Origin of the sequence: Sphingomonas montana (assembly GCF_001956315.1) — a bacterium.
GTDB lineage: Bacteria > Pseudomonadota > Alphaproteobacteria > Sphingomonadales > Sphingomonadaceae > Sphingomonas_R > Sphingomonas_R montana.
In genome coordinates this window covers 38,298-52,952 of the sequence record NZ_MOLY01000021.1, presented here as the reverse complement: position 1 = coordinate 52,952, position 14,655 = coordinate 38,298, and the positions used below count along the sequence as shown (strand labels likewise).

Annotated in this window: 14 protein-coding genes and 1 riboswitch; of the genes, 8 read left to right on the top strand and 6 right to left on the bottom strand. The window is 69.1% G+C overall.

What is annotated here, in order from left to right; translation table 11 throughout:
- The 7 genes from BKY59_RS07835 to BKY59_RS07805 form a co-directional block, all read left to right on the top strand.
- On the top strand, positions 1-1,347 hold a 1,347-nt coding region (locus tag BKY59_RS07835), incomplete at its 5' end, for an ABC transporter permease (protein ID WP_129586281.1).
- Positions 1,347-2,408: a lipocalin-like domain-containing protein gene (locus BKY59_RS07830; RefSeq protein WP_076070352.1), complete on the top strand. Its 1,062-nt coding sequence runs from the start codon at positions 1,347-1,349 to the stop codon at positions 2,406-2,408. The genes BKY59_RS07835 and BKY59_RS07830, both read left to right, overlap by 1 nt.
- A gap of 94 nt (positions 2,409-2,502) precedes the next feature.
- On the top strand, positions 2,503-2,904 hold the full coding sequence (locus BKY59_RS07825) for a hypothetical protein (RefSeq protein ID WP_129586280.1): 402 nt from the start codon (positions 2,503-2,505) through the stop codon (positions 2,902-2,904).
- The gene (locus tag BKY59_RS07820; protein WP_129586279.1) at positions 2,901-3,260 is read left to right on the top strand and encodes a hypothetical protein; all 360 of its coding nucleotides are present in this window, start codon (positions 2,901-2,903) and stop codon (positions 3,258-3,260) included. The genes BKY59_RS07825 and BKY59_RS07820 overlap by 4 nt, the downstream gene beginning before the upstream one ends.
- A gap of 138 nt (positions 3,261-3,398) precedes the next feature.
- Entirely contained in the window at positions 3,399-3,824 is a 426-nt protein-coding gene (locus BKY59_RS07815) for an organic hydroperoxide resistance protein (protein ID WP_076070347.1), read from the top strand.
- Between the two features lie 67 nt (positions 3,825-3,891).
- Positions 3,892-4,105: riboswitch (cobalamin riboswitch) on the top strand.
- A gap of 121 nt (positions 4,106-4,226) precedes the next feature.
- Complete coding sequence (gene metE / locus BKY59_RS07810) at positions 4,227-6,533, top strand: 5-methyltetrahydropteroyltriglutamate--homocysteine S-methyltransferase (protein ID WP_076070346.1); 2,307 nt, start codon at positions 4,227-4,229, stop codon at positions 6,531-6,533.
- A complete protein-coding gene (locus tag BKY59_RS07805; protein ID WP_076070373.1) occupies positions 6,530-6,973 on the top strand; it encodes an acyl-CoA thioesterase in 444 nt (147 codons plus the stop codon). Before metE ends, BKY59_RS07805 begins: the two co-directional genes overlap by 4 nt.
- Here the strand turns inward: BKY59_RS07805 and BKY59_RS07800 are convergent.
- From BKY59_RS07800 to BKY59_RS07785, 4 genes are all read right to left on the bottom strand, one after another.
- Entirely contained in the window at positions 6,955-7,722 is a 768-nt protein-coding gene (locus tag BKY59_RS07800; RefSeq protein ID WP_420822083.1) for an EAL domain-containing protein, read from the bottom strand. The two genes, BKY59_RS07805 and BKY59_RS07800, sit on opposite strands and share 19 nt — an antisense overlap.
- A 106-nt stretch (positions 7,723-7,828) precedes the next feature.
- Positions 7,829-8,173 carry a DUF3325 domain-containing protein gene (locus BKY59_RS07795; RefSeq protein ID WP_076070344.1) on the bottom strand — a complete coding sequence of 115 codons (345 nt, stop codon included), beginning with the start codon at positions 8,171-8,173 and terminating at the stop codon, positions 7,829-7,831.
- Entirely contained in the window at positions 8,163-9,755 is a 1,593-nt protein-coding gene (locus BKY59_RS18215) for a PepSY-associated TM helix domain-containing protein (RefSeq protein ID WP_076070342.1), read from the bottom strand. The genes BKY59_RS07795 and BKY59_RS18215 overlap by 11 nt, the downstream gene beginning before the upstream one ends.
- Entirely contained in the window at positions 9,752-10,006 is a 255-nt protein-coding gene (locus BKY59_RS07785) for a hypothetical protein (RefSeq protein ID WP_076070340.1), read from the bottom strand. Before BKY59_RS07785 ends, BKY59_RS18215 begins: the two co-directional genes overlap by 4 nt.
- A gap of 154 nt (positions 10,007-10,160) precedes the next feature.
- Between BKY59_RS07785 and BKY59_RS07780 the strand changes: the two genes are divergently transcribed.
- A complete protein-coding gene (locus tag BKY59_RS07780) occupies positions 10,161-12,446 on the top strand; it encodes a TonB-dependent siderophore receptor (RefSeq protein WP_083671968.1) in 2,286 nt (761 codons plus the stop codon).
- Positions 12,447-12,653: 207 nt separating this feature from the next.
- Here the strand turns inward: BKY59_RS07780 and BKY59_RS07775 are convergent, their stop codons facing one another.
- Together BKY59_RS07775 and BKY59_RS07770 are read right to left on the bottom strand one after the other, a co-directional pair.
- Positions 12,654-13,439 carry an SDR family NAD(P)-dependent oxidoreductase gene (locus tag BKY59_RS07775; RefSeq protein WP_076070336.1) on the bottom strand — a complete coding sequence of 262 codons (786 nt, stop codon included), beginning with the start codon at positions 13,437-13,439 and terminating at the stop codon, positions 12,654-12,656.
- Between the two features lie 13 nt (positions 13,440-13,452).
- Entirely contained in the window at positions 13,453-14,652 is a 1,200-nt protein-coding gene (locus BKY59_RS07770) for a zinc-dependent alcohol dehydrogenase (RefSeq protein ID WP_076070334.1), read from the bottom strand.
- Between the last annotated feature and the right edge of the window lie 3 nt (positions 14,653-14,655).

Genomic DNA, 14,655 nt, shown 5'->3' with positions numbered 1-14,655 from the left:
AACGCCGGCGACGTCGTCGATCCGCGTGCCCCGGTCGCGTGGCGCGTGCCGCTGGCCCTCGTCGCGGGCGGGGTTGCTGCCGCGCTGCTGCCTGCGGTCGGCGGACTGCCGCTGTTCGGCTATGTCGCGATGGCGCTGGTGCTGGCCGGCGGCGTCGCGGCGATGCCGTGGGCGGCGCGGGTGCTGCTCGCCCCGTTCGACGCGCGGGCCACCGGCCGCCCCGCCTTCGACCTTGCGATCCGCCATCTGCGCGGTGCGCCCGGCCAGGCCGCGGTGGCGCTGGGCGGTATCGTCGCCAGCACCGCGCTGATGATCGCGATGGCCGTCATGGTCACCAGTTTCCGCGGCGCGGTCGACGACTGGCTGGGCGACGTGCTGTCCGCCGATCTGTACCTCCGCGTCGAAGGCGACGCCGGCGGCTTCGACCCCGCGGCACAGGCGCGGCTGGGCGCCGTCCCCGGCGTCGCGCGCATCGCCTTCACCCGCCAGGTCCCGCTCACGCTCGACCCCGGCCAGCCCGCCACCATCCTGATCGCCCGTCCGATCGATGCCACGCTGCCGTTGATCGGCCCCAGCGTCGCGGTTCCCGCCGGCACCGTCGCCGTCTGGCTGTCCGAACCCGCCTCACGCGTGATGCACAAGGACCGCGGCGACACGCTGGCACTGCCCATCGGCGCTGGCGGCGTGCGGTTCGCGGTGGCCGGCATCTGGCGCGACTATGCGCGGCAACAGGGCGCGATCGCGATCGATACCGCCGCCTACAACCGGCTGACCGGAGACGCCGTCCGTGACGAGGGCGCTGTCACGCTTGCCTCCGGTGCCGACCCGGCCCGCGTCCGCCGCGCGCTGATCGCCGCCGCCCCCCCCGCGCTTGCCGGCCAGGTCGCCGTCGCCAGCCCCAGGACGCTCCGCGCCTACGCGCTCGACCTGTTCGACCGCAGCTTCGCGATCACCTATCTGCTCGAAGCGGTCGCGGTGCTGGTCGGCCTCGCCGGCGTCGCCACCACCGTCTCGGCCCAGACGATCGCGCGCATCCGCGAATTCGGCATGCTCCGCCATATCGGTGCGGGCCGGGCGCAGATCGTCGCGATGCTGGGGGCGGAGGGTGCGCTGCTCGGCGCGGTCGGCGGCGTCGCCGGGATCGCGCTCGGCCTCGGGCTCAGCCAGATCCTGATCCACGTCGTCAATCCGCAGTCGTTCAACTGGACGATGACGACGCGTGTGCCGATCCCGCTGATCGCGGGTGTCGCCGCTGCGCTGGTTGTCGCAGCGGCCGCCACGGCTATGCTGGCCGGCCGCCGCGCGGTCGCGGTCGATGCCGTGCGCGCGGTGCGGGAGGATTGGTGATGCGCCGGCTCTGGACCCTCCTCGCGCTGCTGCTGCTCGCCGCTGCAGCACCCGTTACCGACTATCCGGTCGTCCGCCCCGGAGTGCCGCTGACCTTCCCCGCGGACCACGGCGCGCACCCGGCCTATCGCACCGAATGGTGGTACGCCACCGGCTGGCTGCGCACCGCGGACGGGCAGGATCTGGGCTTCCAGGTCACCTTCTTCCGCTCCCGCCTGCCCGTCGATCCGCGCAATCCCAGCGCGTTCAACCCAAGCCAGGTCGTGTTCGCGCATGCCGGCCTGTCCGATCCCGCCACCGGTCGCCTGCTGCACGACCAGCGGTCGGCGCGCGCCGGCTTCGGGCTGGCGCAGGCCGCGACCGGCGACGCGGCGGTCGCGATCCGCGACTGGACGTTCCGCCGAACCCCCGCCGGCCGTTTCGAAACGCGCATCCCGGCAAAGGACTTCACGCTCGCGCTCGGCCTCACCCCCACCCAGCCGCCGTTCGCGCAGGGGCAGGGCGGGTATAGCCGCAAGGGACCCAACCCGGCCGACGCCAGTCGCTATTACTCGGTTCCGCACCTGAAGGTCGCCGGCACCGTCCTGCGCGGCGGACGCAGCGTGGCGGTGACGGGGGAGGCGTGGCTCGACCGCGAATGGTCGTCCAGCTATCTCGATTCCCGCGCGGCGGGCTGGGACTGGACCGGCCTCAACCTGGACGACGGGTCCGCGCTCATGGCGTTCCGGATCCGTGGCAAATCGGGCGGTACGGTCTGGGCGGGCGGGTCGCTGCGCCGGCCGGACGGGCGGATCGTGCGGTTCGCGCCCGGTGACGTGACGCTCACCCCGCTGCGCCGCTGGCGCTCGCCCCGCACCGGTGCGCTATACCCGGTCGAACAATTGCTGTCCGTCCGCCTGCCCGAAGGGGTCCGCCGCTACCGCCTCACCCCGCTGTTCGATGCGCAGGAACTCGACGCCCGCGCCGGCGGCCTGCCGGTCTATTGGGAGGGGGCGGTCCGCACGCGCGGCGGACGTGGCTATCTCGAACTCACCGGCTACGTCGCGCCGCTCGCCATCTGAGCCTGACGATCTGCTTGGTATCGCGCACATCGCTGCGCTAAGGGATGCGCCGCAACGAGAAACGGAACCGATGCCGCGCACCGATCCCAACAGGTTGAGCCTCCTGCTCGGAATCGGTCTGGCGCTGGCGCTCGCCGCCTTGCTGTCGGTCGCGCTGCTCTGGGCCGGCGCGCGGCGCGACGCCGCCGCCCTGCGGACCTGGCAGCACGCGCTGCTCCGCCAACTCGGCCAGGCCACCGCCGGCCCGCCCCCCACGCCTGCGGACGCCGCAGATGCCGTGGCGCGTATCGTGGCCGCACGCGACGCTGCGGTCGCGATGGCGGCCGCCGCGCCATCCGCCGTCGCGGCGGCCGGCGCACCCGTCCCGACCCGGTCACACCCCGACACCGGCACCGAAATCTCCCGCCTGCGCGCCACGCAGAGCACGGGCACCGCGGCGGGCGATGCGCGGATCATCGAACAGGATAGCCGCGCGGCATGGACCGGCTGGAAATGAGGCGCGGTCGCCGGTTCGCAGTGCTGCTCGCGGTCCCGCTGATCGCCGCCTGCACGGCCGGCATCCCCGGCCGGTCGGCCGCACCGCCGCCGGTCCCGGTGCTGCTGATCCCGCCCCCCGCCGCCACGCCGGCAACCCAACGCAGGCCGGCGGACGCCACCGTCGCACGCTGCCCCTCGGCCGCCGATATCCGCCGGCTGCGCGCCGCCCGGCCAAGGCCGCTTCGGCTCCAGACGATGCCTGCCAGCCCGGCCGAACGCGTCGCCCGCACCGCGGCGCAACTCGGCCAATATGAAGCGCGCAACGCCTGGGCCGATCAGGTCGAGGACGCCTTCGCGCGCTGCGACCGCGACTGACGCGCCGCACCCGGTCCCGGATTTTCATTTCGGCGTCGCGCGGCACCGTCCTGCCGCGTCGGCACGAACGGTCGTGCGGCGCATCCCGCCTCAGACCGTTCCCAACTCCGAATCTACCCGCGCCACGAGGAAACACGCATGTCCGTCGATCCGATCTACAAGACCACTGCCACCGCAACCGGCGGCCGTGACGGTTCTGCAAAGTCCGACGATGGCTCGGTCGATGTGAAACTCGTCGTGCCGAAGGAAATGGGCGGCCCCGGCGGCGTTGGCGCCAACCCGGAAAAGCTCTTTGCGGCCGGCTATTCCGCCTGCTTCCTGGGCGCGATGAAGGCGGTGTCGGGCAAGGAAGGCGTCAAGGTCCCGTCCGATGCCACCGTCACTGCCGAAATCGGCTTCGGCCCGCGGTCCGAGGGGGGCTATGGCATCACCGCCGACCTCACCGTCTCGCTGCCGGGGGTCGACCGCGCCGACGGTGAAAAGCTGATGAAGGCGGCCCACGAAGTCTGCCCTTATTCAAACGCCACGCGCGGCAATGTCGACGTCGGCCTGACGCTCGCCTGACCGGACCTGTCGAGTTGCAGATATAAGGATATCTTTATATCTGCCTTGACGGCTCCGCCCCCGCCGGCCACAAGGATAGTGTTGAGGTTCTTCCCCGTTGTTCGCAACGGGGGAGCTAAGACGGGAAGCCGGTGCGGTCCTTCGGGGCCAATGCCGGCGCTGCCCCCGCAACTGTAAGCGGCGAGCGGCGGTCCAACAATGTCACTGGGGGCGACCCCGGGAAGGCCGGACCGTAGCGACGACCCGTGAGCCAGGAGACCTGCCTCGACAGATAACGTCCTCCGGCGGGGTGTCCGGTCTGGTCGCCCCGTGGGGAATTAGGCGTCCGGACTAGTTGTCCGGCGACGAATGTCCCGTGTGCGTCCGTTCCGGCCCCTCGCCCGCCATCGGGGTGAGTAGAATATGACCGTAACCGTCGCTACACTGGGTTTCCCGCGCATCGGCGCGCGCCGCGAACTGAAATTCGCACTCGAAAGACATTGGTCAGGGCAGGACGATACCGCCGCTCTCCACGCCACCGCCGCCACCCTGCGTGGCACAGCCTGGGCTTGCCAGCGCGATCTCGGCGCGGACCATATCCCGGCGGGCGATTTCTCGCTCTACGATCATGTCCTCGATACCAGCGTCATGCTGGGTGCGGTCCCGGCGCGCTACGCCCATCCCGGCGGCCCGGTCGATCTGTCGACCTATTTCGCCATGGCGCGCGGCGCGACCGCCGAAGTGGGTGCCGGTCCGGACGGCGCCGCCTGTTGCGCTGGTGCCGGCCATACCGCGCAGGAAATGACCAAGTGGTTCGATACCAACTATCATTACATGGTCCCCGAACTGACCGCGGACACAATGCTGGCGCTGTCCTCCACGCGCATCCTCGATGACTATCGCGAAGCGCGGGCACAGGGGATCGCCGCCCGCCCCGTCCTGCTCGGTCCCGTCACCTGGGCACTGCTCGCCAAGGGGCACGGTGTCGATCCGCTCGATCATCTCGATGCCGCGGTCGCGATCTATGCCGACGTGCTGGCACAGCTTGCGGCACTCGGCGCGGACTGGGTGCAGATCGACGAACCCGGCCTCGTCCTCGACCTCACCGATGCGCAGCGGGACGCCTTCACCCGCAGCTATGCCCGCCTTGCCGGGGCCGGACCGAAGCTCATGCTCGCCACCTATTTCGGCGCGATCGGCGACAATCTGGACTGCGCGCTCGCGCTTCCCGTCGCCGGCCTGCACATCGATCTCGTCCGCGCGCCGGAACAGCTTGAATCCGTGCTGGCCGCCGCCCGGCCGGACCTGCTGCTGTCACTCGGCATCATCGACGGCCGCAACGTGTGGCGCGCGGATCTCGAACGGCTGCTTGACCGGCTCGAACCGGTGGCCGCGACGCGCGACCTGATCCTCGCGCCCTCCTGCTCGCTGCTGCACACCCCCGTCGATCTCGCGCTCGAAACCGCGCTCGATCCCGAAATTGCGCAGTGGCTGGCCTTTGCCGTGCAGAAGATCGCCGAACTCGACGTCCTGAAACGCGCGCTCAACCATGGTCGGGCTGCGGTCGGCGACGCGCTCGCCGCATCGACCGCCGCGGCTGCGGCACGCGCCGCATCGCCGCGCATCCACGACGCCGCGGTCGCCGCGCGCCTTGCCGCGGTCACGCCCGATCAGGCCCGCCGCACGTCGGATTTCGCCATCCGCCAGCCGCTCCAGGCCGCCCGGCTCAACCTGCCCGCCTTCCCCACCACCACGATCGGCAGCTTCCCGCAGACCCCCGGCGTCCGCCATGCCCGCGCGCAGTTCATGCGCGGCGAAATCGATGCTGCCGCCTATGAAGGCTTCCTGCGAACCGAAACCGCCGAAACCGTCCACTGGCAGGAATCGATCGGCCTCGATGTGCTCGTCCACGGCGAATTCGAACGCAACGACATGGTACAGTATTTCGGCGAACGGCTGTCCGGTTTCGCCTTCACGCGCAGCGCGTGGGTGCAGAGCTACGGCTCGCGCTGCGTCCGTCCGCCGATCCTGTACGGTGACGTCGCCCGTCCCGCCCCGATGACCGTCGACTGGTGGGCCTATGCGCAGGGCCTGACCGAACGGCCGATGAAGGGCATGCTGACCGGCCCGGTCACCATCCTCAACTGGTCGTTCGTGCGCGACGATCAGCCGCGCGCCGTCAGCTGCCGCCAGATCGCACTCGCCATCCGGGACGAGGTGATCGACCTTGAGGCGGCGGGCGCCAAACTGATCCAGATCGACGAAGCCGCGCTGCGGGAAGGCCTGCCGCTCCGCCGCCGCGACTGGGCGGCCTATCTCGACTGGGCGGTGGAAAGCTTCCGGCTGTCGGCGTCGGGCGTGCGCGACGAAACGCAGATCCACACGCACATGTGCTATTCGGAATTCAACGACATCCTGCCCGCGATCGGCGCGATGGACGCCGACGTGATCTCGATCGAAACCGCCCGGTCGCAGATGGAACTGCTCGAAGGCTTTGCGGACTATCGCTACCCCAACGACATCGGTCCCGGCGTGTACGACATCCACGCCCCGCGCGTGCCGGCGGCGGACGAGATGGTGGCGCTGCTGCGCCTGGCACTCGCCCATCTGCCGGCCGGACAGATCTGGGTGAACCCGGATTGCGGGCTGAAGACGCGCAAATGGCCGGAGGTGCGGCCGGCGCTGATCGCGCTGGTCGCCGCCGCCCGCACGCTGCGCGCGGCGGCATGACCGCCGCGCCCGACGCGTCGGCGGACACACTGGCGGAAACGCCGGCGGGTCCCGTCGTCCGGCTGATCGACATGGTGTTCCCCGGCGACACCAACCATCGCGGCACGCTGTTCGGGGGCGATGCGCTCGCGATGCTGGGCAAGGCCGCCTTCATCGCCGCGACGCGCCACACCCGCGGCGTCATGGTCAGGGTCGCGTCCCGCCAGCTCGGTTTCCGCCGCCCGGTACGGCAGGGCGCGCTGGTTGAACTGACCGCCACCATCGTCGCCGCCGGCCGCACGTCCGTCGCCGTCGGCGTGACGCTGGTGACGGAGGATCTGGCGTCTGCGGCGCGCCACCATGCCGCGTCCGCCGAATTCGTCATGGTCGCGGTCGATGCCGCCGGCCGCCCGCTGCCCTGGGGCAACCGGGCGGCAGTGGTTCAGGCCACCGCCGTGTAACGGGTCTCCGGCAGGGTCACTGCGGGCAGCGCGCGGAAACCGGGCCGTGCGAGCAGATATCCCTGGATATAGCGTACGCCGATACCGCGCAGCGCGTCATATTCGGCGACGGTCTCGATCCCTTCCGCGATCACCGTGATGCCCAGCGACTCCGCGATCCGCACCACCCCGCCCACGATCAGCCGACGTGGCAGGCTGGTGTCGATCCCGCGGATCAGATCCATGTCCAGCTTGATGAAATCCGTCTGAAAATTGGCGAGCAGGCCCAGCCCGGCATGCCCGGCGCCGAAATCGTCCACCGCGGTCGCGAACCCCATCTTGCGATAGCTTTCGACGATATGCTTCACATGGTCGATATCGGCCATTTCCTCGTTCTCGGTGAACTCGAAGATCAGCCGGTCGGTCGGAAAACCGGTCGCATGCGCGGTTTTCAGCGTCAGCTGGATACACGCGACCGGCGAATAGACCGCGTTGGGCAGGAAATTGATGGAAAGCCGCGCGTCGGTTTCCAGGATCCCGGCCGCCACCGCGCCCTCGATCGCGGCCACCCGGCACTGCTGGTCGAAGGCATAGCGATTTTCCGGCGTGACGGCTGACAGGACCTCGCCCGCACCCTGCCCGTCCGGACCGCGCACCAGCGCCTCATACGCAAACGGTCGCCCGGTCACGACATCGACGATCGGCTGAAAGGCCATGGCGATGCCGAAGTCTTGCACGCTCGTTCGACAACCCTGACATCCTGGCTGCATTGCAGATTCCCCTGAATTCAACCTGTTGCGTAGCGTGGGGATACTAACGCTTCATGAAGGATGGCCCCAAGCCCGGACGCACCGACCACGCCTGACGCACCGGACGCTACCCGCCGGCGGATGCGCCGTCGGGGTGCAGCGCCGTACCCATCGGTCGCCGCGTCGCCCCCGCCACGCGCACGGCGAACAACAGCGGCGACACCGCGACCCGCGGCCGCGCGGACAGGATCAGCACCAGCGCGATCCCGGCCAGCCCCGCCGTCGCCAGAAAGGCGACCACCCCCTGCCCCGCGCCCAGCCGCAGGACCGCCCCCGCCAGCGCCCCCGCCAGCAGGACCATACCGGCCGCGCGCAGCGGCCCGACCGGCACCGGCCGCAGGTCGCGCAGCCGGTATGTCGCCAGCGCCAGCGCCGCCATGCCGCAATAGCTCAGGCAGAGTTCAGCCAGCATGGGCCGGTTCCTTTCGTTCGATCCTGCGTCGCGGCGCCCGCGCCGGCACCGGCCGCCGCCCCGCCCGGCTCGCCCCGAACGCCAGCAGCAGCGCGATCGCCAGCATCGCCAGGTCGAACGCGCGGAACAGCGCGTCACCATCGCCGAACAGCGTCCGGTCAAGCCCGCGGTCGGTGGTGATCGCGTTGACGACCGGGATTGCCGCGAACAGCACCGCGGACAGCGCCAGCGTCTCCGCCCATGCCCGCCGTGCCGGCCGCAGCCAGCCGGCCACGGCCACCCCGCCCCAGATCCAGAACATCGCCGCCACCTCCGTGTCCGCCCGCCCGGCCTGCCCCGCCGGGATCAGCCGGTTTGCCAGCAGGAACGCCGCCATCCCGGCCGGCAACGCGGCCACCGCCGCGATATTCAGCCGCTCGACCAGCCGCAGGCCGAGGAACGGCGCGGCCCCCGGCCGACGCCGCTTGGCGGTCCACAGCAGCAATCCGGTTCCCACCATCGCCGTGCCCGTCAGGCCGAGCAGGAAGAACAGCCAGCGCATCGCCGGCCCCGCGAAACTGCCCAGGTGCAGCCCCAGCATCACGCCCGCCGTCGCGACCCCCGCGCCCGGCGGTGCCGATGCCGCCAGCCGGCGTCCGTCCGTGCCGGCATAGGTGATCGTGGCGCCGCGCGCGTTCATCCCGTCGCCCGCGTGGCGGACGACGGTCACCGTCGCTGCGGCATCGCCCGGATGGCGGACGATCAGCCGCGATGCGCGCCCGCCCGGCCATTCGCGTTCCGCCGCCCGCACCATCGCAGACACCGATGCCAGCGGCACCGCCCGTCCGGTTGCGGGTGTTTCGGGCGGTTCGCCCGTCATCGCGCGATAATAGGCGTCGGGCGTGGGGAAGTTCGTGCGGGCCGGCCACGGCATGTACAGCGCCGCCAGCGTGATGAGCCCGGTATAGGTGATCATCGCATGATAGGGCAGTGCCAGCACGGCCGACACATTATGCGCGTCCAGCCAGCTGCGCTGCCCCTTCCCCCACCGCAACAGGAAGAAATCGGCGAAGATCCGCTTGTGCGTGATGACGCCGGAGATGATCGCGACCAGCATGAACATGCCGCACAGCCCGGCCAGCCAGCGTCCCCATGGGTGCGGCAACTGCAACTGGAAATGAAACCGGTAGAACTGCTCGCCGCCCCGCGTGTCGCGCGCGGTGGTCTGCACGCCCGTCGCCGGGTCGATCACGATTTCGGGCCGGCGCTTCTTGGGCGGGCTGCCGGGCGGCGGCGGGGCGTCCTGCACATAGGCGCGGGTCACCGCCGTACGCGTGTCGGGCAGGTAGATCGCCCATTGCGCCGCATCGCCGGCCAACGTCTGCAGATACCGGACCGCATCCGCCGCGCTGCGTTCGGGCGGCACCGGCGCGGCGCGCATCTCCGGCTGCATCCACTGCGTGATTTCCGGCCGGAAATAGCTGGCGGTCCCGGTCAGGAACATCGCGAACAGCATCCACCCGGCCAGCAGCCCCAGCCAGCCGTGGATCCACGCCATCACCTTGCGCAATCCCTGCGGGACCTCGTCCTGCACCCCGGTCATGGCCGCAGACCGATCGCGGCAACGATGCCGGCCGGCACCAGCGCCGCCAGCCAGATCGTCGCGATCACGCGCATCAGCCGGCGCTCGGCAAACGCCCACAACACGATGGCGGCATAGAGCAGGAAGGACACCGTCATCGCCCAGGCCGTCGCCTCGACCGCCGTGCCGGGCAGCAACCGCGCGGCCAGCGTGGCGATCGCCGCCGTCGCGGCATAGCCGCCCAGCAACGCGGTCGATGCCCGCGCCGCCATCGCGACGCGCCGTCCCCCACTGCGTCGTCGCGCTACCCTCACTGCCCCACACTCATCGATTTTTCCGATCACACTCTTGCACCGCGTCGATCGCTCTTCTAGGAGACATGCGAGTCAGTCGCAATAGCAATGCGATGTACCAGGGGTGAATTTGATGATCGTTATGCCAGTCCTCTCGCGTTCCGCGGTGTGCGGGGTGCGCCGCGCGGCGCTGTTCGCGCTGCTGATGCTCGGTGCCGCCACGCCCGCCCTTGCCGCCGCGGACCTTGCTACCGCCGCCACCGACGATCGCGATGTCCCGGAAACCGTCGTCGTCACCGGCGCCCGTACCGCCCGGCCGGGCATCACCGGCACCAAGACCGATACTCCCCTGATCGAAACGCCGCAGGCCATCACCGTCATCGACAATGCCGAACTGGTCCGCCGCAACGCGCTGTCGATCAACCAGGCGCTCACCTATGTCGCGGGCGTCGCACCCAACCAGCGCGGCGGCGTCGCGACGCGTTACGACCAGCTGTTCGTCCGCGGCTTTTCCCCCGGCGTGTATCTGGACGGCATGCGGCTGCTCGGTGGCATCTACGCCACGCCGCAGGTCGATTTCCATCTGATCGACCGGGTGGACGTCATCAAGGGCCCTGCTTCCGTCCTGTACGGCAACTCCACCCCCGGCGGCCTCGTCAACCTCACCAGCAAACTGCCCTATGCGGGCCGCGGCGGGCAGGTGGAACTGGCCGGCGGCAATTACGACCTTGCCCGCGGGTCGATCGACATCAACCAGCCGCTCGACGCGTCCGACCGCTGGCTGTTCCGCGTGATCGGCGGCGGCGAACGCAGCGACGGCTTCATCGCGCGGACCACCAACGAACGCTATTATATCCGCCCGATGCTCACCTTCGCGCCGGATGCCGATACCAGCCTCTCGCTCATCCTGAACTATCAGCGCGATCCGCAGGCCGCCTCCTACAGCGGCGTGTCGGTCTATGGTTCCGCGCTCGCCAACCCGCTCGGCCGGTTTCCGACCGACCTGAACGTCAGCGAACCCGATTACGAGGCATTCGATCGCCGCCAGACCTCGGTGTCCACGCTCTTCCGCCACGATTTCTCGCCGGCCTTCAGCTTCACGTCAAACATGCGCTGGCTGCGGACCAAACTGCATTACCGGCAGGTCTATCTTTCGGATTTCGCGGTCACCGGCACGGGTGCCAATGCGAACACCGATTTCGGCACCATCGTCCGCGGCGGGGGCGGATCGGACGAGGATTTCCGCACGCTCACCCTCGACAACCGCGTCACCGGCACGTTCGATACCGGCCCGCTGCGCCACACCGTGCTGGCCGGGCTCGACTATCAGAACAACCGCGGGTCCAACGCGCAACAGTTCAACACCGGCGTCGCGCAGGGCATTCCCAACCTGAACCTGTTCGCACCGGTCTACGGCCTGCCGGTCCGCGATTTCCCGCTTACCCAGACGCGGGGCGATCGCCGCGTCAACCAGACCGGCGTCTATCTGCAGGATCAGGTCGCGATCGGCGGGTTGCAGCTGATCGCCAGCGGCCGCTACGACTGGTACGACCAGACCTCGGTCAACCGGGTCACGAACGGCGTCACCCGGCTGGACCAGACCGCCTTCACGATGCGGCTGGGCGCGCTGTACGAATTCGGCTTCGGCGCCGCACCGTTCTTCAGCTATTCCGAAAGCTTCGAACCGCAGACCGGCACGCTGTTCGATGGTACGCCGTTCGATCCGGTCACCGGCCGGCAATATGAAGGTGGCATCAAATATCAGGTGCCGGGCACCAACGCGCTGTTCACGCTGTCCGCGTTCGACCTGCGCCGCCGCCGCGTGCCCGTCGCCGATCCGGCCGCCGGCACCGGCAACATCCCGGCCAATTCCAACATCCAGATCGGCGAGGTCGCGATCCGCGGCATCGAACTGGAAGGGCGCGGTGAAATCCTGCCCGGCGTCGATGTCGTGGTGGCCGGCACCTATACCGATCCGAAAGTGACCAAGGGCAACGACCCCGCCAAGGTCGGGCTGGTCAGCGGTGCCACCGGCACCAAGCCGCTCGGCGTGCCGACCTGGAGCGCGGCGAGCTTCCTGTCCTACGATCTTGCCCGCGATCGCCGCGCATCGGGGCCGCTGTCCGGCCTGAACGTCGGTGCCGGCGTCCGCTACGTCGGCGCATCGGACGGCACGGCGTCGCAGATCATCGCCGGCCGCACGATCCTGACCCGGTTCCGCAGCCCCGGTTTCGTCCTGGTCGATGCGGTCCTCGGCTACGACCTGGGCAAGGCCGCGCCCGCGCTCGAAGGCTTCTCGGCCATGGTCAACGCGACCAACCTGTTCGACAAACGCCACATCGCCAGCTGCTTCTTCAACAACAGCTGCTATTTCGGCGCATCCCGCACCGTCGTCGGTACGCTCCGCTACAAATGGTGATCAGCGTTATTTGAACCCGACTCGCCGCGTCATTCCTACCGTCATCCTGACTTCCGTCAGGATGACGGTGGAAAGCAAAGCCCGCAGTCTCGGCCGGCCATCGCCGTCAGGCGGTCGGTAACGGCCGGAACACCGCACCGACCGCCCAGCGATGGCAGGCCAGGTCAAGAGTATCAGACCCAGCCGCTCGAAAAACCCCGCCGGCCGTCACTCCGCGCTGCCCGGTTCGGCCATGTTACGGTGCATGTGCGCCAAAATCGGGGCCGGCGTCACATGCGCCATCGCGACCTGAACCTTGTTCTTCCAGCCGGACACGACGCTCGCCTTGCCTGCCATCACCGCGTCCCAGCCGTCGCGCGCCACGTCGCCGGCCTCGCTCTTGCTCTCCGACACGCCGACCGACGTGTCCATCATGTCGGCCCGGTCGAAGAACTCGGTTTCCACCGGCCCGGGCATCAGCGTCGTGATCGTGACGCCCTTGGCCTCCTTCAATTCGTCGCGGATCGCATCGGTGAAGCTGTCCACGAACGCCTTGGTGCCGTTGTACACCGCCTGGAAACTGCCCGGGATGAACCCCGCGATCGACCCGGTGACCAGCACCTTGCCGGCGTCGCGCGCCACCATGTCGCGCAGCACGGTCTGCAACAGGTACAGCGTGCCCGTGATGTTGGTGTCGACCACCCGCCGCCAGTCCGCCACGTCCTGATCGAGGAACCCCTTGCCCAGTCCACGCCCGGCATTGGCGCATAACAGGTCGATGGTCCGCCCGTTGGTGGCCGCGATCAGCGCGTCGACGCCTTCGATGGTCGACAGGTCGGCCTGAAGCGATTCCACCGCCCCGCCATGCGTCCGGAAATCGGCGGCCGCCGCGTCGATCAACGCCTCGTCGGCCACGACCAATATGTCGTAGCCATTCTCCGCGGCCAGGCTGGCGAGTTCGAATCCGATGCCCGTCGAGGCCCCGGTGATGACGGCATATTTACGGTCGGACATGGTCTTGTCTCCTTCAGGCGGCGGCGGGTGCGGGCACGGCCATGCCGGGCTTCAGCACGATCTTCGTCACGTCATTCTGTTCGTCGTGGAACATCCGGTACGCTTCCGGCGCCTGCTCCAGCGGCATGCGGTGGCTGATGAGGAAGGTCGTATCGATCTTTCCCTCCATGATCGCGTTCAGCAGGCCCGGCAGATAGCGCTGCACATGCGTCTGGCCGGTCTTCAGCGTCAGCCCCTTCTCCATGAACGCACCCAACGGGAACTTGTCGACGATCCCGCCATAGACGGCCGGCATCGACACGCGCCCGCCCTTGCGACACGCGACGATCGCCTGGCGGATCGAATGGATCCGGTCCGTGCCGAGAAACGTCGATTTCTTGATCTGGTCGATCACATTATCGACGAACAGGCCGTGCGCCTCCAGCCCCACGCTGTCGATGCATGCATCCGGCCCGATCCCGCCGGTCATCTGCATCAGCGCATCGTAGGTGGCGGTTTCCTCGAAATTGATCGTCTCCGCGCCGAACCGCCGGGCCAGTTCCAGCCGCTTCGGGAAATGGTCGATCGCGATCACCCGCGCCGCGCCCATGAGGAACGCGGACTGCACCGCGAACAGCCCGACCGGGCCGCATCCCCACACCGCAACGGTATCGCCCGGTTCGATGTCGGCATTCTCCGCCGCCTGCCATCCGGTCGGCAGTATGTCGGACAGGAACAGCACCTTGTCGTCGTCGACCCCGTCCGGGATCACGATCGGCCCGACGTCGGAATATGGCACGCGGACATATTCCGCCTGACCGCCCGCATAACCGCCCGTCATGTGGCTGTACCCGAACAGTCCGGACATCGGCTGCCCGTACAGCGTCTCGGCAATATCCTGGTTGTCGGCCGGGTTGCCGTTGTCGCATGCCGAATATTGCTGCTTGCCGCAGTGGAAGCAGGATCCGCACGCGATCGTGAACGGCACGACGACGCGCTGGCCCTTCTGCAACGTGCTGCCGGGTCCGGTCTCCACCACCTCGCCCATGAACTCGTGACCCAGGATATCGCCCGCCTTCATCGTCGGGATATAGCCGTCATACAGATGCAGGTCGGACCCGCAGATGGCGGTGGACGTGACCTTGATGATCGCGTCGCGCTTGTTGACGATCTCCGGATCGTCGACGGTATCGACGCGAACGTCGTGGCGGCCGTGCCAGGCAAGTGCGCGCATTGG